Source organism: Slackia heliotrinireducens DSM 20476, assembly GCF_000023885.1.
Classification (GTDB): Bacteria; Actinomycetota; Coriobacteriia; order Coriobacteriales; family Eggerthellaceae; genus Slackia; species Slackia heliotrinireducens.
In genome coordinates this window covers 2,323,700-2,342,513 of sequence record NC_013165.1, presented here as the reverse complement: position 1 = coordinate 2,342,513, position 18,814 = coordinate 2,323,700, and the positions used below count along the sequence as shown (strand labels likewise).

Sequence of the window (18,814 nt, the reverse complement as noted above, 5' to 3'; positions counted from 1 at the left end):
GAAGGTCTCTCAACATGACGGCATTGGATTTTGCAGCACTTAACGCTGCCATCCCGCCTTTCGATACGGAGTCGGCCGACTTGGCCCGCGAGCACTGGGCTGCCGTGGCCAAGCCTCTGGGCAGCCTGGGCGTTTTGGAAGACGCCGTGGTCCAGCTGGCGGGCATCATGGGCACGCCGAACCCGGAGATTCGCGACCGAGCGGTGCTGGTGTTCTGCGCCGACAACGGCGTGGTGGCCCAAGGCGTCACCCAGTGCGGCCAGGAGGTTTCCACGCTGGTTGCCGATTCGGTGGCGGCGGGCACGTCTTCGGTGGCCGTTATGGCCAAGACGGTCCGCGCACAGGTGGTGTCGGTGGATGTGGGCCTGGCCACGCCGCCTTCCAACCCCCGCGTGGTGGGATGCTCGGTGGCGCCGGGAACGGCGGACATGACCGAAGGTCCGGCCATGACTCCCGAGCAGGCCGCTGCGGCCATCGACGTGGGCATCGACGCCGCCCACTCGATGCGGTCCCGGGGTTTCGACATCCTGTGCGCCGGCGAGATGGGCATCGGCAACACCACCACGTCGTCGGCCATCGCCAGCGTGCTCCTGGGGCTCGACCCTACCGTGAGCGTCGGCCGGGGCGCGGGGCTTGACGACGAAGGCCTTGCCCGCAAGGAAGCTGCGGTCCGCCGCGCCATCCAGGTGAACGCACCCGATCCGGCGGACGCCTTCGATGTGCTGTGCAAGGTTGGCGGGTTCGACATCTGCGCCATGGCCGGTCTCTATATAGGAGGTGCGCTGTGCGGCATGCCCGTGGTGGTGGACGGGCTGGTGAGCGCCGTCGCCGCGCTGGCGGCAAGTCGGCTGTGTCCCGCATGTACGCATGCGATGCTGGCGTCCCATATTTCGACGGAGCCTGCAACCGTCGCCATTCTGGAGGCATTGGGCCTGCATCCGCCCATAAACGCGGGCATGCGCCTGGGGGAGGGAAGCGGGGCTGTGGCCCTGCTGCCGCTGCTGGACATGGCCCTGGCCGTGTACGACGCAGCGTCCTTCGACGATTTGGGCATGGATGCCTATGAGGAGCTTTCCTGATGTTCGTCCTGGTCACAGGGGCTGCATCCAGCGGAAAGAGCGCATGGGCCGAGGAAATGGCCGTGCGCGCGGGATCGCCCCGCATCTACATAGCCACCATGCAGCCCTTCGGGGAAGAGGGACGGGCCCGGGTGGCGAAACATCGCGCCCAGCGTTTCGGCAAGGGGTTCTCCACGGTGGAATGCTATGGTGATCTGACATCGGTGGAGTTGCCTCCCGATACGGAATCGGTGCTTCTGGAATGCACCGGCAACGTGGCCGCCAACGTCCTGTTCGCGCAGGACGGCTCCGTTCTCGATGCCGACGAGGCCTTCGATCGCATCATGGCGGGCGTCGGCCACCTACGGAGCCGTTGCGCCTCTTTGGTCGTGGTCGCCAACGAGGTCGGGTCCGATGGGGTATCCTATTCGGCTGAGACGGACAGGTATGTGCGCCTGCTGGGACGCGTGAACTGCGCATTGGCCGCCCAGGCCGATGCGGTGTACGAGGTTGCGGCAGGTGTTTCCCAATGCATCAAGGACGGTGAAGCATGAACGCATGGCGCTCCATTATCATGGCGTTCTCCATGTTCTCGTCTATCCCCATGCCCACAATCGAGTGGAAGCCTCAGAACCAGCGCTACATGATGGCGGCGTTTCCCCTGGTAGGCATCGTAATCGGTGCCTGTCTTGCCCTGTGGTGCTGGGCGTGCTTCAAGCTGGGGGTGGGGCCGGTGTTCACGGCCGCGGGCATCACGGTGCTGCCCATCCTGCTTTCTGGCGGCATCCATATGGACGGATTCTGCGACGTGGCCGACGCCCAAGGCAGCAACGCCACGTTTGAACGCAAGCGTGAGATCTTGAGCGACTCCCGATCGGGCGCCTTCGCCGTGTTCTCCGTCGGCATATATTTGATTTCGTATTTGGGCGTGGCGACCGAGCTTCCGCTAGGCATGCGGAGCGTGGCGCTGCTGGCTCTGATTCCGGTGTACAGTCGCGTGATGTCGGGCATCGCCACCCTCGTGCTCCCCAAAAGCACCGACGACGGCATGCTCTCGTCGTTCTCGTTCTCCGCGAAAACCCGCATCACCGTGGCCGTCCTTCTGGGGTGGGCGTTTGTCTGTATGGCCGCAGCTCTTGCGGCGTCGGCCCCCTGCGGATTCGCGGTGGTCGCAACGGGGCTCATCGGTTTCGCTGCGTTCTGGCGGTTCGCCCGCGAGCAGTTCGGCGGCATAAGCGGCGATTTGGCGGGGGCGTTTTTGCAGGTGCTCGAGCTGGCCATGCTGCTTGTCCTGGTGCTTACCTTGAAGCTGGTGGGCCTATGATCCTCATCGTTGGAGGCATCGCTTCGGGCAAAAGGACATTCGCGGCCGAATTGGGCTACCCGGCCCGGGACATGGCTGACGCCGTGATCGACGACCGACCTGCGCTGCGCAACGCGCAGGAGCTGGTGCGCCATGCCGAAGTGGAGGACGTGTTCCCTCAACTGATGGAAAAGGACCTGGTCATAGCTGAAGAAGTCGGATCAGGCGTGGTGCCTGCCACGCATGAGGACCGCGCCTGGCGCGACCGGGCGGGGCATCTGTCCATACGGTTGGCGGAACATGCCGATACGGTCGTTCGCATGGTATGCGGCATTCCCGTTGTGCTGAAAGGCGACCCATGGGTCCGCTGACGGTGTATCTGGTGAGGCATGCGCCCACCGCGGGGAACCTGGAGCGTCGCTACATCGGCGTGACCGATGAGCCTTTGTGTCCGGAAGGGCAGAAGCGGGTTGCGGAAACGTGTCTTGACATCCCACCTGCGGACGTGGTGTACACCAGCGGCATGGTGCGCACGGTCCAGACGGCTTCGGTCCTTTTTCCGCAGGCAGAACAGGTAGCCGTACCTGATCTGCACGAAATGGACTTCGGAACCTTCGAGGGACGTACCGCCGACGAGATGGCGGATGATGCCGCGTATAGGGAATGGGTGGACGGATGGTGCCTCGGCCGCTGCCCGCAGGGCGAGGACCGGGCCGGGTTCGTCGCCCGGGTCTGCAAGGGTTTCGACGCGCTGGCCGAAGACGCCCATCGTCGCGGACTTTCCCAGGTGGCGGCGGTGGTCCATGGCGGAACCATCATGGCGCTTTTGAGCTCCTACGCCGAACCTGCCAAGGATTACTACGATTGGCACGCCTCCTGGTGCCACGGATACGTCTGCGCCTGCGAGCGCGTCGGCGGCGCGTGGCGCATGGTTGTGGAGCGTGAGCTGTAGCCGTGGGGGATAAAACCTACTCGATGTATGTGGTGACCTGCGCCGACGGCACCCTGTATGCGGGGTACGCCGTCGATGTGGAGCAAAGGGTGGCCACGCACAACGCCGGCAAGGGGGCGAAGTATACCCGGTCGCGTCTGCCGGTGGAGCTGGTGGCCGCAGCGGAGTTCCCCACAAAGCACGAGGCCTTAAGCGCCGAGTACCGGTTCAAGCGCCTGACCCGTTCGGAAAAAGAACGCCTGCTGGACCAGGCGTCGAAGCGGCCCTTCGCGGAGGTGCTGGCGGACGCGTTCGGTTTGTCCTGATGCCCGCCTTTGCGGCCTTGTTTCTGCTGGCGCGAACGCTTCGCTCCGTCGCACAGCCGCATGCCACGGCGTTGTCGGCAAACATTCTGCGCGTCGTATGCGGGCGGCTTTCCCGACGGCGGGCGGGGGTTTCGCATCTGCTACACTGCATCGGGTGCATCAGAGAGGTGATTTGTTGTGATGGATGTCATCCCGTTGGAGGACGAGTACCTTTTCACGCCGGCCGGCGACCCGTCCAAACCCCATACGGCGCAGTTCTACGCTTTCAATACCGAGATCGTCCTTTCGGCCTTCGGCGACGAGGAAACGGTCCGCGCCGGATTCGCCGACGCGCTTGCGGCGTGCCGGCGGTTCGAGCACCTGTTTTCACGTACGCTTTCGCACAGCGATGTGACCAGGATAAACACAGCAGGTGGAAAACCCGTCAGCATCGCGGAGGACACGGCTCGGCTTTTGGAGGCGAGCCTGGGGTATTGCGAGCGTTCCCTGGGCGTGTTCGACATCACCATGGGAAGCGTCACTCGTCTGTGGAACTTCGTCCAGGGCGTCATTCCGACGGAAGAGGAACGGATGGGGGCCCTGTCCCATGTCGATTGGCGAGGCGTCCATGTGCGAACGTGCGGCGACGGGTTCGAGGCCTGGCTGGACGACCCACTGGCCGCCATCGATCTGGGCGGCACGGCGAAGGGGTTCATCGCGGATGCCCTGGTCGACCTGCTTGATGCGGCGGGTATCAGGCACATATTAGTGAACCTGGGCGGCAACGTGGCGGTACGGGGCGGCAAGCCTGGCGGCGAGCCGTATGTGGTAGGTGTCCGCAACCCGAAGGATCCGGCGTCCATGTTGTGCACGGTGCGCATCGCAGACGGCTCGGTGGTCACGAGCGGCCTGTACGAGCGGGCCTTCGAGCTGGACGGCAAGCGGTATTGCCACATACTGAGCCCCAAAGACGGGCTTCCCATCAGCACCGATGCCGAAAGCGTCACGCTTATTGCGGCACGAAGCGCCGATTGCGACGGGTTCTCCACCACGTTGTGCGCGCTGGGCATCGAAGACGGTCTGGCGTACGCGAAGACCCTTCCCGAAATCACCGGCGTGGTGTACATCGACGCCGAAAACAACGTGCGCTCCTGGTCGCGGTAGCGCCGCCTTCGCTCTAAAATATAGGTAAGCCCCTCGGCGGCCGGATGCGGCGCGGTTCCGAGGGGCTTTCTGCACATCAACGCTCCAGCAGCTTTGCCAGCGTCTGCTGGATGTCGGCATCGATAAGGATGCACTGGTCGGCGATTTCCTCGGGAGCTGCGGCCATGCCCAGGTTGATGCAGGCGAACGTGGCGTGCTTGTTGGCTCCGGCGTAGCGCCAGAACGGGTATTTGATGATGCCCGGCGTGTTCATGCCTACGCCCAGCTCCAGGTACACAACCTTGCCGCTTCGATGCGCGAACAGGTAGTCGGCATACCGCTTGCTGGCGGCGCGCCAACCTTCGTCCTCGACGAAGGTGTCGTCGATGCGCAGGTTCATAGCCATGGGGCGCCCGCATTTGGGACAGGTGGGAAGCAGGTCCGTCGGCACGGCCATGGCCGGCTCGCGGTCGTCGGGAGGAGTCAGCGTGCCGTCTTCGGCGAAGGTGTAGCCCTGAGCGGCGAGCATTGCGCGGACCGCATCCTCGTTTTCGTAGGTGCTGCGATGGCAGGGCAGCGGGCACTGCAACAGGCCGTAGTCGCCTTGGGTGTAGAAGAGACGCTGCTTGTCGAAGCCCGACAGCTGGAACTGGTGGTCGACATTGGTGGTGATGACGAAGTAGTCTTTGTCCTTTACGAGCTCAAACAGGTCGGTGTAGGCGGTGCCCGGCGCTTTGACCAGGCGGTTCATGGCAATCATGCGGCTCCAGAACGCCCATTGCTCCTCGGGCGTTTCGAACCGGGTGAACCCGCCGCTGTACATGTCGGTAAAGCCGTATTTCGTCTCGAAGTCGTCGAAGTACGTGTGGAACCGGTCTCCGTCGTAGACCATGCCGGCGGAGGTGGACAGGCCGGCTCCGGCGCCGATGGCAACGGCGTCGGCTTCTTCAAGCGCGCAAGCGAGTCGCTCGATTGCGCCGGCGACGCTTTCGGGCGAGTCGTCTGCAACTGCGAATCCGCGGAGGTTTCTCATGGGAGGTCCTTTCGAAGGTGTGTTACATGCAGAGGATATCCTGGTAAATGGAGAGTTGCCTGTTGCCGAACACATTGAACACAACGTGCATGGGCACATCGGGGTGCCGGTCGAGCCAATCGCGCACGGTGTCTACGGCGATAGGCGCCGCCTGCTCTGCGGGGAACCCGTACACGCCGGTCGAGATGCCGCAGAAGGCGATGGATTCACATCCCGTCGCGGCGGCCGCATCCAGACAGGACGTGTAGCATTGGGCCAGCTGAAGGCGGTGGCGCGCCGTCGGATGTCCCTGGGCGATGGGCCCCACCGTGTGGATGACATGCTTCGACGGCAGATTGTAGGCGCCGGTCACCTTGGCGTGCCCGGTGGGTTCGTTTTCCCCTTGGGCCCGCATGATGCGGTCGCATTCCTCCCGCAGCTGCACGCCTGCGTAGGTGTGAATGACGTTGTCGATGCAGCTGTGGCACTTGGCCCAGCAGCCCAGCATCTGGCTGTTGGCCGCGTTGACGATGGCGTCGGCGCGCAGGCGGGTGATGTCCCCCTGCCACACAGAAAGCCGCTGGTCAAGCGCGGTGCGGGGAAGCGTCGCGGCGTCGGTTACGCCGTCCTCTTGGATGATCGCTTGGAGCAGTGCGTCCTGCATGGCGTAGAATCCGCTCGAGGCGCGTCTGGGCATGCGGACGTTGACCAGGCCGCGGAAGGTGTTCCATAGCTGCTGAGAGTCGAGCGCATCAAGATCTGCGGGAATGCGCTCGCCGCTCTCTTCGGACAGGTAGCGTATCAGCTGCTTGAGCTCTTCGGCGTGGCGTTGCATGGCGGTCTCCTTCCAGATGTTTGGTGCCATTGTAAGGCTGCGGGCAGCCGATGGAAAGCGGCCGACATCCTATGTATGAGCGTAGCGTATTGGCAATCGGCGGATGCCGATCGGATTCCTCCCGATTGCCGTTTCGTTACCTAAGCGGGCGCCGTTTACCCTACACTGTGCGTGACATCGTCCGAAACCTCGAAGGTTGGGGGAGCGCGTGCGCTGTTCGAATTGCGGAACCAGACTTGCTCGCAACGCCCGCTTTTGCAGCGGGTGCGGCATGGCGGTGCCTTCGGCGCCGACGTCCCTGATAGGAGGCGTATCGGGTGTGCCCAGTACTGGTCTCCGGTCGAAGTTGCGTACGGCCCTCGCCGCCGCTCTGGCACTTTCGGCCGTGGCGGCGGTGGTCGCCGTCGTCTTGGCGGGATGGGAGGCTTCGGGTTCCGACTACGCCCTGACCAGCGAGGAGTTTCCCGATAACCGGGTGCTGGCCGTCATGGAGTCTTTCGACACCGACGGTGACGGCGGGCTTTCGCGTGAAGAGGCCGCCGCCGTGACCGAGGTGTCCGTCGAAGGGACGGAGGACCTGGCGTTTCTTGCTCTGCTTCCCAATGTGACCACGCTTGCCGTGTCGGGCACCAACATCGAGTTCTTGAATCTGAGCGGCGCGAACAACCTTGAGCGCCTGACGCTGGATTGTCCGGCGCTTACGGAAGTGACCTGGGGAAAGACCGGTCAGCTGGCATATGTGGACGTGTCGGGCACGAAACTTGCAGAACTGGACGCTGCCGTGCTTCAGGCGGCGGCGTATCTGGATGTGACCGGGTGCGAGAATCTTGCGGAGCTGAACCTTTCCGCCAACAGCGCTTTGGAGACGCTGCGGGCGATGGACACGGCTTTGACCGAAGTCGATGTGAGCGGGGCCGCGGGGCTTTCCGCAATCGAAGTTGACGACGACGTAGCGGTGGTAGGGCTTGAGGCCACGCCGATTCACGAGCAGTGGGTGCCTGTCCACGTGACGAAGGTCGTGTCGTCTTCTGGTGGAACCTCTACATACGAGTACTCGTTGAGTTTGGACGAGGCTGGGGTCGCCACGGGGTATGCGGAAAGCACCGTGGGCGTGGACGACACTTCTGAACAGGCAGTTTACGAGTTCAACTACGATGAATCCGGCAACATCATAGGCATTTGGGATGTCGAAGCCGAATCTATGGACGTGGAGTTCGTCTACGACGATGCGGGCAACGTCATTCGCCGCACGGGTGTGCCCACGGAATATTCCTACACCTACGACGATCAGGGGCGGTTGGAATCCTTCGTCTCGACAGGCACCGTCCTCACCCTCGCCTACGACGAAGCGGGCCGGCTTGCGTCCTACACCAGCAGTTTCGGCGGACGGGCGGTTGAATACACCTACGCCTACGACGCGGAGGGCAGGGTGACAGGCGTGAGCGATTCGTCTGACCGGCCGATGGAATATACCGTGGACTACGACGATAACGGCGCGTGCTCGTCCATCCTGATCGAAGGTGCCGTTGGAAGCGAAACCTACCGGTTCGTTCGCGATGAGGACGGCCGCCTGACGAACATGACGATGGAGACCACGGGCGACTTCAAACAGCTCGGCAATGTGGACGGCGTTCAATTCGAATACAACGCCGCAGGTCAGATCAGCGGATTTACCTACGAGAACTGGAACACCGAGTACACCTTCGCCGTGGAGTACGAGCGGTTCTTCCTGGGTCAGGGCGAATGCGTGCAGGCGACGCTGGGCAGCTTCGCCAATCCGCTGTGGTGGACGTCGGAGGGTCTGACCTGGATGAACCCCGAACGATGCGTCCGCACCGAGGGCGTCATTTCTGCGAGTATGGCACGCTAGGCGCCCGTTCGCTTTCGGCTACTGCTCCACATCTTCGAACACGGGCCCGAACAGGAACATGTTATGGGTGGATTGGAACAGCAGCTTGCCGGTTTCCTTCTGATAGGTTGACACGCGGATGACCGCCGTGGAGCGGCCCTTGTGGATGGGCTCGGTCTTCGTCACCACGGTGCAGCACGGCACGGCCTTCAGGAAGTTGATGTTCGCGCTCTGGCACACGTTGTTCGTGTTGAAGGAGTACATGGCGAACCCGCAGCCGATCTCGCCGATGGTGTAGGCGGTGCCGCCGTGGATGCCGTTGCGGTAATTCCCCAGTTCGGCAGGCACATCCGTTTCGAAGGTGATGAAGCCGGGCTCCTGCGCCTCGGTGATGCGGATGTTGTCGCGCCACATCGAGGCAGCGGGGACGTTGATCATCATGGTATCCAGAATGCGCTGGTCAAGCATGGCGGTCTCCTTGTTAGGTCGGGTCGGTTCATTGTACGGCTGCCGGAATGCCCGTGCCATAACCAGTCCTCCGTTTTTGAGGGGCTGGCTGCGGCGGTGTGCATTCGCTGGATTGACGGGTCTTCGGCTGTCCGGTCGGTGTCGCGTGACCCTTGACGGGCGTCGCATCGCGCAGTTGCAAGCCTGCCAAGGCCCGCTACGGACTGGCCTTCCGGGGTGTTTGCAGGCGTTTTTTCTTCCGTTCGCGCCTGTACAGCCCACGTTTTCGGGCAATTCGTCGGTCCCGAATTCGACCGATTCAGTCACCTCGTGGTATCCTGTTTCCAATTATGACAGGAGGCCCCATTATGGCTCGTTGCGCAAAATGCGGCGCATCAATGAGGGACGGATCGTCGTTCTGCCCTAATTGCGGAGAACCCGTCTCCGGCGACTATTTGAACGGAATCGCACCTCAACCGGCGGGCATCGCGCCGGCCCGCTACCATGAGCTCAAGCGACGCAAGCAGGTTTCCGGCCTGATCATGGCCGTTTTCGTTTTGGCTTTGGGTATCGGTGCCCTCGGTGTCGGATGGATAACCATCCACGCCGGCTCGGATACCGAGGAAGAAGCCACGGTTCCTGAGACCCAGGCGGAACCCGAGGCTGAGCAGGAGGCTGCGGTGGAGGCTCCCGCCGAGGAACCGGTCGAAGAAGAGGAGCAGACCGGCGAGGTCGAGGTAAAGAACTCGGTCGAGGAATACACCTGGGAGGAGCTTTCGACCATTGCCGACGAGATATCTGCGGCAACTTCCGCAAGCGATGCCATGGACATCGCCATCGGCTACAACCTGACCAATTCCGACGGCACTTTGGACGGCACCCAGACGAAATCGGTGAAGCTGTCCAACGGCTCGACGGTGGACGTGCAGATCATTGGTTTCTACCATGACAACCTGGCCGATTCCGGCCGGGCGGGCATCACCTTCATGTTCAGCGAGTCCATCGACAAGCGGGGCATGAACTCATCCGGCGAGAACAACGGCGGGTGGAAGAGCAGTGATTTGCGCGGCTGGCTGAACTCCGACGGCCTGGCGATGCTGCCCGAGGACCTTCAGTCCGAAATCAAGACGGTTATCAAGTCGACGAACAACACGGGTATGGCCTCGGAAGCCTCGGTCGTGACCAGCACCGAAGACAAGCTGTGGCTGCTGGCGTTGACCGAGATCGTGGGCGAGTGCGGCGAGGAGTATGAGATGCGCGACATCTACAACGCCGAGGGCAGTCAGTACCAGTTCTTCGAGAACGTAACCATGTCGCCTTTCTACGAGAGTAACTACGATGCCTTGTCGTATATGGTGAGGAAGTACGACGGATACGAAACCGCCTGGTGGGAGAGGACCGCTCGCCCCAAGGCCGATTCCGACTTCTTCCGTGTGGGCACCGACGGCTATCCCGACTACGGCGAGGCCGCTGACGACCCGGTGGGCGTGCTGCCCTGCTTCTGCTTGTAGCGCACGCGGGAAAATACAAGGTCACGACGCCGCCGGTTAAAGCCCGGCGGCGTTTTGCATTGTGATGAAATCGAAACCGAATACAGATGGCGACGGGCGCGCGGCTAGATAAACAAGGGGACCAGCACTGGCACCAGCACCGACAGGACCACGCCGCTTACGAAGGCGTAGACCGTGGTGATGCCGTTGGTGGACTGCTCGACCACGGGCAGGCACACGTCCATTGCCGCTGCGCCTGCAAGACCTGTGCTCTCGATGTAACCGACATGGCGCGCCACCAGGGGAATCGTGATGATGGACAGCAGCTCGCGCAGGATGTTGTGCATGAACGACACGGCGCCTGCCGTGATGTACCCCTGGTCCATTATGATGCCGGGAGCCAGACTGTACCACCCGAATCCGGCGCCGATGGCCAGGCATTCCCGCAGCGACAGCGGCAGAAAGATGCTGCACACGGCAAGGGCAGCCAGTGTCGCAGCAACGGTGACGAAGGGAACGGCCAGGACCCGCAGGCCGGCATTGCGGATGTTGCGTATGACGGTGCCCTCCAATCCCAGGTCAAGGCCGATAAGCACCAGCAGCACGCACAGTCCGACGCGGATGGCGACGCCTGCGTAGCCGTTGAGCGTCTCGAAGGGAACGTGGGCGAAGGTCGAGCAGGCCCAACCGATGGCGACGCCGGCCGCAACGGAGCATACGATGCGGATGGTGGCGGGATCGATGCCTGCGGCGGAGCCGTCGTCAGCAGGAATCGCCTGCGGTTGCCGCAGGGTGCTCTCAAGGCTTTCGGAGTCGGCGAGTATGCCGTGCCGATCCAGCTTGAGCGCGCGCCGCAGCAGAGCAAGGCCGACGATGGTGAACAAAAGGGCCGACAGCACCGTGATGAGCGCATACAGCCCGATGAGGTTGAGGTTGCTCACCACGTCCTGGTTGGCGCCGATGCGCAGGCCCATGGCGAAGACCACCAGCATGATCACGGCCCCCAGCATGCCGCTCACCCACGACGCACGCATGCCGCTGCGCCGCATGCGTGCGCCCAGCGCATAGCCGGCAATCGTCATGCCAAGATAGAGGATAAGGTCGTTCACGTGGGTCCTTAAAGGTCGGGTCGGCGGGCTTGGCAGCTGACTATACCACGTCCGAACCGTTCGCTGGGCAGCTCGGTGGAATTAAAGGCCACATCGCCGATACATGGTGAACACCGCATACCCATGGTAGTAGAATTAAATATCTGATGGCTCTTAGCGCTGGGGGAAGGCAATCAGCGTGTGGGACGAAACCTGAGAAACAGGAGGCGAACGTGGAGTACAAATCCGACATCGAGATCGCGCAGGAATGCGAGATGCTGCCCATCGAAGAGGTGGCGAAAAAAGCCGGCATCGATTGGGGCACCTGCGAACCTTACGGCCACTACAAGGCCAAGGTGGACATCCATTCTTACAAGGATGCGCCCATGAAGGGCAAGCTCATCCTGGTCACGGCGATCAACCCTACGCCGGCAGGCGAGGGCAAGACCACCACGAGCGTCGGCCTGCACGACGCGCTGTGCAAGACGGGCCGAAGCTCCATGCTGGCGCTGCGCGAGCCTTCGCTGGGCCCTGTGTTCGGCGTCAAGGGCGGCGCTGCAGGCGGCGGATACGCCCAGGTCGTTCCCATGGAGGACATCAACCTGCACTTCACCGGCGACTTCCATGCCATCGGAGCCGCCAACAACCTGCTCGCGGCCATGCTGGACAACCACATCAAGCAGGGCAACGAGCTTGACATCGATTTGAACAACGTCATCTGGCGCCGCTGCGTCGACATGAACGACCGCCAGCTGCGCAACGTGGTGGACGGTTTGGGTTCGGCCGCAGACGGCGTGGCCCGCGAGGACGGCTTCGACATCACCGTAGCCTCCGAGATCATGGCCGTGTTCTGCCTGGCCACCGACCTGGCCGACCTCAAGGAGCGCCTGGGCCGCATCATCGTGGCCTACAGCCGCTCGGGCAAACCCGTGACCGCCGCCGACCTGAACGCCCAGGGCGCCATGACGGCCCTGCTCAAGGATGCCATCAAGCCGAACCTGGTGCAGACCCTCGAAGGCAATCCCGCCTTCGTGCACGGCGGCCCCTTCGCCAACATCGCCCACGGCTGCAACACCGTTCAGGCTACCACCACGGCCCTCAAGATGGCCGACTACGTGGTCACCGAGGCCGGCTTCGGCGCTGACCTGGGAGCCGAGAAGTTCTTGGACATCAAATGCCGCATGGCGGGGCTCGTTCCGTCCTGCGTCGTGATTGTGGCCACCGTCCGCGCCCTGAAGTACAACGGCGGCGTGGCCAAGGCCGATCTGAACAACGAGAACCTCGAGGCCCTGGAGGCCGGCCTGCCCAACCTGCTGCAGCACGTCGGCAACATCCAGAACGTCTACGGCCTGCCCGCCGTGGTGGCCATCAACGCGTTCCCGACGGACACCCAGGCCGAGTTGGAACTCGTCCAAGCCAAGTGCAAGGAGCTCGGCGTGAACGCCGTTCTGGCCGAGCATTGGGCCAAGGGCGGCGAAGGCGCCATCGCCCTGGCGGACGAGGTCGTTCGCGCCTGCGAACAGCCCGCTGACTTCCGTTTCAGCTACGACGTCGAGGACTCCATCGAGGAGAAGCTCAACGCCATCGCCACCAAGGTCTACCATGCCGACGGCGTGGACTTCACCCCGAAGGCCAAAAAGCAGCTCGACCAGCTGGTGGCTTTGGGCCTGGACAAGCTGCCCATCTGCGTCGCCAAGACCCAGTACTCCTTCACGGACGACCAGACCAAACTGGGTGCACCGCGCGACTTCCGCATCACGGTGCGCAACCTGAAGATCTCTGCCGGCGCCGGCTTCATCGTGGCGCTCACCGGCGAGATCATGACCATGCCCGGTCTGCCCAAGCGTCCCGCAGCCGAGCGCATCGACGTGACTCCCGAGGGCAAGATCGTCGGCCTGTTCTAAGCGGCACATCGTTTTCTGCTCCGTTCGAGGCGGCAAGGGTTGTCCCCTGCCGCCTCTTCTTGTTCGGGGAGTTTCGGGCGAGCCTCCTCGCTGATGGCTGGTTTTCGAGTTCGGTTGCCGTCTGGAAAGCCCAAGATCGGACGAAACTCCGGACGAACCTGTTTTGCACAGCCCTCGTCTCGACCGAGGCAGGATGCAGCTCGTCGTCCAAGCCGACGGCGCCGTGGCCTGCGCTTCAGGTTCGGGGTACAATGTTTCTGATGACATGCGGTTCGAACCGAGGCAAGGAGGCTCCTATGGCACAGCAGTTTTCTATGGAATGGGCGCGCGACATCCTGAACAAGGGCATGGCGAAGGCGCAGAGCATCGTCGAGGATCCGGCCCAGGTCGAAGAGCTTTTGGCGAAGCTCCAGGAGAAGATGAACGGCCTGCCCGACACCGTTTCGGCGGCGTTCACGAACGTGCCGGTGATGGCTGCCATGGTGAAAAGCTACATCACCAGGGAATACACCGATGTATCGCCGAAGGTCATCGTGTCGCTGGTGGGTGCCTTCCTCTACCTGGTGAAACAGAAGGACATCATCCCCGATGACATCCCGGTCGTTGGTTTTGCAGATGACCTTGTCATCGCCACGTTCGTCATGGCCATCAACGAGCCCGAGCTTCGTGCGTTCTCCGAATGGCGCGACGCCCGCGCGGCTGCTGCGGCCGAGGACGTGCAGAGCGTCGAACCCGTTGAGATCATCGATGTGCCGATTGCCGAGGCATAGCATTCGGTTTCCATAAGCGTTGCGGCAACCCTACTGAAGGGTGTCTTGCGTGCACCCTGAAACGGGGTGGGAAAGGCGGGTAGACATGGATGTGAGGCTGCTGGGTGGCGCGCTGGCAAAATACGGCGCAGGGCTGATCGTCATGGCGGTCTTGCTGTTCGTTCCTGCAGGCACCCTGCGATGGCCGCAAGGGTGACTGCTCATGGGCGTGCTTTTCATCCCCATGTTCATAGCGGGGCTGGTTATGGTTGCGAAGGCCCCGGACCTGCTGCGGAAGCGGCTGAACATGCGGGAGAACGAGAGCGAGCAGCGCGCCGTGGTGGCGTTGAGCGGCCTCATGTTCGTGGTCGCTTTCGTGCTGGCGGGGCTTAACTTCCGATTCGGATGGTGCGTGCTGCCTTGGGGCGCAAGCATCGCGGGTGTCGCGGTGTTCCTGATCTCGTACGTGCTGTATGCCGAGGTGCTTCGCGAAAACGCCTACCTTTCACGCACGGTGGAAGTACAAGAGGGGCAGCGTGTGGTGGACACCGGGCTCTATGGCATCGTGCGGCATCCCATGTACGCCGTGACCACATTGCTGTTTTTGGCGATGCCGGTGGTGCTGGGCTCGCTGCCGTCGCTGGTGGTCATGTGCGCGTACATTCCCATTATAGTCAAGCGCATCCGAAACGAAGAATCGGTGCTTGAACAGGGACTATCCGGATATAGGGAATACGAAGGCCGCGTGCGGTACCGCCTGGTTCCGTTCATCTGGTAGTGCCGTGAAAGGCAGAAGGGGGAGGCATGTTCAACCTTGAAGGCGGGCGCATGCCCGTCGGCGGTTCAGACATGGATTACATCGGATTCGGGTCGGGCAGCGAAGCCCTTATCCTGATTCCGGGGTTGGGAGATGGGCTGAAAACCGTCAGGGGCATGGCCGCGCCCTTTTCCCTCATGTACCGCAAGATTGCGAAGCGGTTCCGTGTGTACTCTTTCAGCAGGCGAAACGTGCTGCCCGATGCTTTCTCCACCAGGGATATGGCCGATGACGTCGTGACGTGCATGGATCGGCTCGGACTGCAGCGGGCTTGCGTGGTTGGCGTGTCGTTGGGCGGCATGATCGCCCAGGAGATTGCCATCCGCCATCCCGAAAGGGTGGACAAACTGGTGCTTGTGGTGACGGCCGCCCGCCGAAACGCCACGATTGAGCGGCGCATCGAGCACTGGAAGGAGCTTGCTCTTCGGGGCGACCGGCGCGAGCTTATGCTCGATACGGCCAGATACATGTACACGCCGGAATACTTCGCGAAGTCGAAAGCCATGTACGGGCTGGTCGGAGCGGTAACCAAGCCGAAAAGCTATAGCCGCTTCCTCGTGCAGGCGGATGCATGCCTGACCCATGACGCCTACGACGAGTTGGCAGGCATCACGGCGCCCACGTTGGTCATCGGCGGCGCGAAGGATGAAACGGTCACGGGCGAGGCGTCGTTGGAGCTGGTGTCCCGCATTCCGAACGCGCTTCTACATATATATGATGAATACGGCCACGGTGCCTACGAAGAGGCCAGCGATTTCCAGGACCGGCTGCTGGCGTTTCTCCAAGGGGAACTCTAGATCAGTGTGAGAAGCTGCTCCGGCGTGTCGAGCAGCATGTCGGCACCGGCTGCCTTGATCTGCTCGACAGGGTGGTATCCCCAGGTCACGCCTACGGCTAGCGCTCCTGCTCTGACGGCCGCCTGCATGTCGCCGACGGAGTCGCCCACGTATGCCATGCGCTCGGGAGCCACGCCCAGGCGCCGCGCCGTCTCCAACATGCCGGTGGGATCGGGCTTGCGGGGCACGCTGCCGTCTCCCAACGCCACGTCGAACAGGTCGGGAAGGTTGTGCGCCAGCTGGTCGTCCACACCCGCCTGGAACTTGTTCGACAGCACGCCAAGCTGCTTGCCTGCCTCGTGTAGCCGCCCAAGCGTTTCGACCACACCGGGGAAGGGGCGAGACAGCAACGCGCCGTGGTCCAACGCTGTTGCCTTCCAGTAGGCAAGCGCCTCTTGTGCCAGTTCAGGGCTGCAATTATTGGGAACTGCCTGCAGCATGAGGGCGACGGCCCCGTTCGCGGCGAAGGATTGGATGGCCGCGTCGTCGTGTTCGGGCATCCCGAAATGCCGCAGCGACTCGTTGGTGACGGCGATCAGATCGGGCAGGGTGTGCAGCAGCGTTCCGTCCAGGTCGAAGACGAACGCATCGATGGTGCGCTTCGGCATAGGGCTCCTTCGCTCGGTTTTGCTGGTACGATTATGGCACAAGGCATCGGGGCGGCCGGCGATTTCCGTAAATTCGCACAGCCTGTTTACGTTGTTCCGTATGGTCCGAATCGGTGCGGGGCAAAGGCTTATAATGTGTTCGTCCGTGTTAGGCGCCCCTGCGCATCCGTATGATGGGAAGGCATGCATGCAAGAACGTTTAACCCAGTTGAGCTGCGATGATTTCGCATCGAAGCTGGCAGCGAAAGAATCTGTCCCCGGAGGCGGCGGCGCTGCTGCGCTGGCTGGCGCCTTGGGTGCGGCCCTGGGATCTATGGTAGGCAACTTCACCATAGGCAAGAAGAAGTACGCCGATGTGCAGGACGACATCGAGCGTATGTGCGCCAGTGCGGAAGGCATCCGCATCCGCCTTCTCGACCTGGTGCAGAAGGACGCCGAAGCCTTCGAGCCCCTGTCTCGCGCCTACGGCATCCCCAAAGAGGACCCGATGCGAGCCCAGGTGCTGGAAGAAGCCACCTTGGCCGCCTGCCAAGCGCCGTTGGAGATGATGCGCGCCATCTGCGAGGCCATAGACCTGCTTGAGGAAATGGGCCGCAAAGGCAGCCGCATGCTTCTGTCCGATGTGGGCTGCGGCGCCTATCTGTGCGCGGCTGCGCTGCAGGCTGCAAGCCTGAACATATTCGTCAACACCGCAACGCTTGCGAACCGCGAGACGGCGCAGCGGCTCGACTGCGAAGTGGACAGCATGCTGGCATCATACGTCCCGCTGGCCAACGACGTGGCCGCCCAGGTCGAAGCCGCCATACGAAGGGACTGATCAATGGCTGAAATCCTGAAAGCCGCACCGGTCGTTGCGGCAATGACCGAGGAGCTGGCCTTGCGCGCCCAGGCGTGCAGAGCTGCAGGTGCGGCGCCAACGCTGGTCATCCTGCGTGTGGGCAACAAGCCTGACGACCTTTCCTACGAACGTGGCGCCCGCAAGCGCTGCGAATCGGTAGGCGTCGATCTGCGGGTCGAGGTCCTTCCCGAGGACTGTTCCCAGGACGAGCTTCTGGCCGCTATCCACGCCATCAACGACGACGAATCCATCCACGGATGCATCATGATGCGTCCGCTTCCTGGCGGCTTCGACGAGCATGCCGCCTGCCAGGCTCTGGATCCGGCCAAAGACGTGGACTGCATGACCGACGGGTCGCTCATGGGCGTGTTCGTCAACAACGGCCAGGGGTATCCGCCCTGCACGGCCCAGGCGGTTCTGGAAATGCTCGACCACTACGGATACGATCTGACGGGTGCGAAGGTCACGGTAATCGGCCGATCGCTGGTCATCGGCAAACCGGTGTCGGTCATGCTGCAGGCCCGCAACGCCACCGTCACCATGTGCCACACCCGCACGAAAGACCTGGCCTCCGAATGCCGAAACGCTGACATTGTCGTGGTGGCCGCTGGCCGCATCGGCACGCTTCGCTCCGAACATGTCCGCGCCGGCCAGACTATCATTGACGTTGGCATCAACTGGGACGAGGATGCCGGCAAGCTTGCGGGGGACGTGGACTTCGCCTCCGTCGAGCCGATCGTCGCCGCCATCTCGCCCGTGCCAGGCGGTGTGGGTTCCGTTACCACTGCCGTTCTGGCCAAACACGTGATTGACGCAGCAGAAAGGACGTTGTGCTAGCATGACCGACCCCATCAAACCCTACGGCGAGCTTGACCAGGCCCGTGCCGAGGCGGCCATCCGGGAATTCCTTATCGCCATCGGCGAGGACCCCGACCGCGAAGGCATCCGTGAAACGCCCAACCGTGTGGCCCGCGCCTGCGCCGAAATCTTCGGCGGGCTGCAAAGCGACCCCTGCGAGCCGTTGCGCAAGCAGTTCCAGGAGGAGCACCACGAAGAGATGGTCATCGTGAAGGACATCCCCTTCGCGTCCATGTGCGAACATCACCTCCTGCCCTTCACAGGAAAGGTCCATGTGGCCTACATACCTCGCAAGGGACGCATCACAGGCCTGTCGAAAATCGCCCGCTGCGTGGAGGGCTACGCCCGTCGGCCGCAGCTGCAGGAGCGTTTGACCTCGCAGGTCGCCGATGCCATGATGTCCACCTTGGAGCCCCGCGGCGTGCTGGTGGTGGCCGAGGCCGAGCACAGCTGCATGACCATGCGCGGTGTGCGCAAGCCCGGCAGCGTCACCGTCACGTCGGCGGTCCGCGGCTGCTTCGCCGACCTTCCCACCCGCGAGGAGGCGCTGCGTCTGTTGGGGCTGTAGCGTCAGTGTCGCATGTGTTCCATTTACCGCCGCAGGTTTCCCTGCGGCGTTTTTGATTGGAATGCGACCGATTCGCCACGGTTTGCCAACGTTTTGTGGCGAAATAGTCTGCAGCTGTAGAATGGGGCCATGCAGTCTTACGGCGGCCGCGAGCCGTCTTTTCCGAAAGGAGCTT

At 62.7% G+C, this 18,814-nt stretch carries 21 protein-coding genes and 1 pseudogene; 17 read left to right on the top strand and 5 right to left on the bottom strand.

The features are described from left to right. The first annotated feature begins 14 nt into the window (after positions 1–14). The 7 genes from cobT (at position 15) to SHEL_RS10320 (ending at position 4,761) form a co-directional block, all read left to right on the top strand. Entirely contained in the window at positions 15–1,079 is a 1,065-nt protein-coding gene (gene cobT / locus SHEL_RS10350; protein WP_012799223.1) for a nicotinate-nucleotide--dimethylbenzimidazole phosphoribosyltransferase, read from the top strand. Continuing rightward, on the top strand, positions 1,079–1,612 hold the full coding sequence (locus SHEL_RS10345; protein WP_012799222.1) for a bifunctional adenosylcobinamide kinase/adenosylcobinamide-phosphate guanylyltransferase: 534 nt from the start codon (positions 1,079–1,081) through the stop codon (positions 1,610–1,612). Before cobT ends, SHEL_RS10345 begins: the two co-directional genes overlap by 1 nt. Beyond that, positions 1,609–2,382, top strand: coding sequence for an adenosylcobinamide-GDP ribazoletransferase (locus tag SHEL_RS10340; protein ID WP_012799221.1), 774 nt, complete (start codon positions 1,609–1,611; stop codon positions 2,380–2,382). The genes SHEL_RS10345 and SHEL_RS10340 overlap by 4 nt, the downstream gene beginning before the upstream one ends. After that, a complete protein-coding gene (locus tag SHEL_RS10335) occupies positions 2,379–2,732 on the top strand; it encodes a bifunctional adenosylcobinamide kinase/adenosylcobinamide-phosphate guanylyltransferase (protein WP_012799220.1) in 354 nt (117 codons plus the stop codon). Before SHEL_RS10340 ends, SHEL_RS10335 begins: the two co-directional genes overlap by 4 nt. Continuing rightward, on the top strand, positions 2,720–3,313 hold the full coding sequence (locus SHEL_RS10330) for a histidine phosphatase family protein (protein ID WP_012799219.1): 594 nt from the start codon (positions 2,720–2,722) through the stop codon (positions 3,311–3,313). Before SHEL_RS10335 ends, SHEL_RS10330 begins: the two co-directional genes overlap by 13 nt. 2 nt (positions 3,314–3,315) lie before the next feature. Then, a complete protein-coding gene (locus SHEL_RS10325; protein WP_012799218.1) occupies positions 3,316–3,618 on the top strand; it encodes a GIY-YIG nuclease family protein in 303 nt (100 codons plus the stop codon). A gap of 180 nt (positions 3,619–3,798) precedes the next feature. Next, positions 3,799–4,761 (top strand): FAD:protein FMN transferase, encoded by a 963-nt coding sequence (locus tag SHEL_RS10320; protein WP_012799217.1) that lies wholly within the window; start codon positions 3,799–3,801, stop codon positions 4,759–4,761. Between the two features lie 76 nt (positions 4,762–4,837). On the opposite strand, the gene SHEL_RS10315 is transcribed toward SHEL_RS10320, so the two are convergent. Both SHEL_RS10315 and SHEL_RS10310 read right to left on the bottom strand, forming a co-directional pair. Continuing rightward, entirely contained in the window at positions 4,838–5,773 is a 936-nt protein-coding gene (locus tag SHEL_RS10315) for an SIR2 family NAD-dependent protein deacylase (RefSeq protein ID WP_012799216.1), read from the bottom strand. Positions 5,774–5,795: 22 nt separating this feature from the next. Continuing rightward, positions 5,796–6,587: a protein-ADP-ribose hydrolase gene (locus tag SHEL_RS10310; protein WP_012799215.1), complete on the bottom strand. Its 792-nt coding sequence runs from the start codon at positions 6,585–6,587 to the stop codon at positions 5,796–5,798. Between the two features lie 208 nt (positions 6,588–6,795). Between SHEL_RS10310 and SHEL_RS15850 the strand changes: the two are divergent. Then, a pseudogene (locus SHEL_RS15850) lies at positions 6,796–6,861 on the top strand (zinc-ribbon domain-containing protein); the annotation flags it as partial. Between the two features lie 45 nt (positions 6,862–6,906). Continuing rightward, positions 6,907–8,457, top strand: a complete 1,551-nt coding sequence (locus SHEL_RS10305) for an RHS repeat domain-containing protein (RefSeq protein ID WP_012799214.1) — start codon at positions 6,907–6,909, stop codon at positions 8,455–8,457. Between the two features lie 18 nt (positions 8,458–8,475). On the opposite strand, the gene SHEL_RS10300 is transcribed toward SHEL_RS10305, so the two are convergent. After that, positions 8,476–8,904, bottom strand: coding sequence for a PaaI family thioesterase (locus SHEL_RS10300; protein WP_012799213.1), 429 nt, complete (start codon positions 8,902–8,904; stop codon positions 8,476–8,478). A 347-nt stretch (positions 8,905–9,251) separates the two neighbouring features. On the opposite strand from SHEL_RS10300, the gene SHEL_RS10295 reads away from it, so the two are divergent. After that, positions 9,252–10,394 (top strand): DUF6273 domain-containing protein, encoded by a 1,143-nt coding sequence (locus tag SHEL_RS10295; RefSeq protein ID WP_050749574.1) that lies wholly within the window; start codon positions 9,252–9,254, stop codon positions 10,392–10,394. A gap of 104 nt (positions 10,395–10,498) precedes the next feature. On the opposite strand, the gene SHEL_RS10290 is transcribed toward SHEL_RS10295, so the two are convergent. Then, entirely contained in the window at positions 10,499–11,482 is a 984-nt protein-coding gene (locus SHEL_RS10290) for a LysO family transporter (protein WP_012799211.1), read from the bottom strand. A 212-nt stretch (positions 11,483–11,694) separates the two neighbouring features. Between SHEL_RS10290 and SHEL_RS10285 the strand changes: the two genes are divergently transcribed. From SHEL_RS10285 to SHEL_RS10270, 4 genes are all read left to right on the top strand, one after another. Then, positions 11,695–13,365 (top strand): formate--tetrahydrofolate ligase, encoded by a 1,671-nt coding sequence (locus SHEL_RS10285; RefSeq protein ID WP_012799210.1) that lies wholly within the window; start codon positions 11,695–11,697, stop codon positions 13,363–13,365. Positions 13,366–13,661: 296 nt separating this feature from the next. After that, positions 13,662–14,135, top strand: coding sequence for a YkvA family protein (locus tag SHEL_RS10280; protein WP_012799209.1), 474 nt, complete (start codon positions 13,662–13,664; stop codon positions 14,133–14,135). A gap of 202 nt (positions 14,136–14,337) precedes the next feature. After that, the gene (locus SHEL_RS10275; RefSeq protein ID WP_012799208.1) at positions 14,338–14,892 is read left to right on the top strand and encodes a methyltransferase family protein; all 555 of its coding nucleotides are present in this window, start codon (positions 14,338–14,340) and stop codon (positions 14,890–14,892) included. Positions 14,893–14,918: 26 nt separating this feature from the next. Continuing rightward, positions 14,919–15,728 carry an alpha/beta fold hydrolase gene (locus tag SHEL_RS10270; RefSeq protein WP_012799207.1) on the top strand — a complete coding sequence of 270 codons (810 nt, stop codon included), beginning with the start codon at positions 14,919–14,921 and terminating at the stop codon, positions 15,726–15,728. Here SHEL_RS10270 and SHEL_RS10265 read toward each other — a convergent pair. Further along, positions 15,725–16,375, bottom strand: coding sequence for an HAD family hydrolase (locus SHEL_RS10265; RefSeq protein WP_012799206.1), 651 nt, complete (start codon positions 16,373–16,375; stop codon positions 15,725–15,727). The genes SHEL_RS10270 and SHEL_RS10265 overlap by 4 nt on opposite strands. A 187-nt stretch (positions 16,376–16,562) precedes the next feature. Here SHEL_RS10265 and SHEL_RS10260 point away from each other — a divergent pair, with 187 nt between their 5' ends. The 3 genes from SHEL_RS10260 to folE are packed head-to-tail and all read left to right on the top strand — an operon-like array spanning position 16,563 to position 18,639. Then, positions 16,563–17,192, top strand: a complete 630-nt coding sequence (locus tag SHEL_RS10260; RefSeq protein ID WP_012799205.1) for a cyclodeaminase/cyclohydrolase family protein — start codon at positions 16,563–16,565, stop codon at positions 17,190–17,192. A gap of 3 nt (positions 17,193–17,195) precedes the next feature. Continuing rightward, positions 17,196–18,050: a bifunctional 5,10-methylenetetrahydrofolate dehydrogenase/5,10-methenyltetrahydrofolate cyclohydrolase gene (locus SHEL_RS10255; RefSeq protein WP_012799204.1), complete on the top strand. Its 855-nt coding sequence runs from the start codon at positions 17,196–17,198 to the stop codon at positions 18,048–18,050. Position 18,051: 1 nt separating this feature from the next. Then, complete coding sequence (folE, locus tag SHEL_RS10250) at positions 18,052–18,639, top strand: GTP cyclohydrolase I FolE (RefSeq protein WP_012799203.1); 588 nt, start codon at positions 18,052–18,054, stop codon at positions 18,637–18,639. Positions 18,640–18,814: the final 175 nt, after the last annotated feature.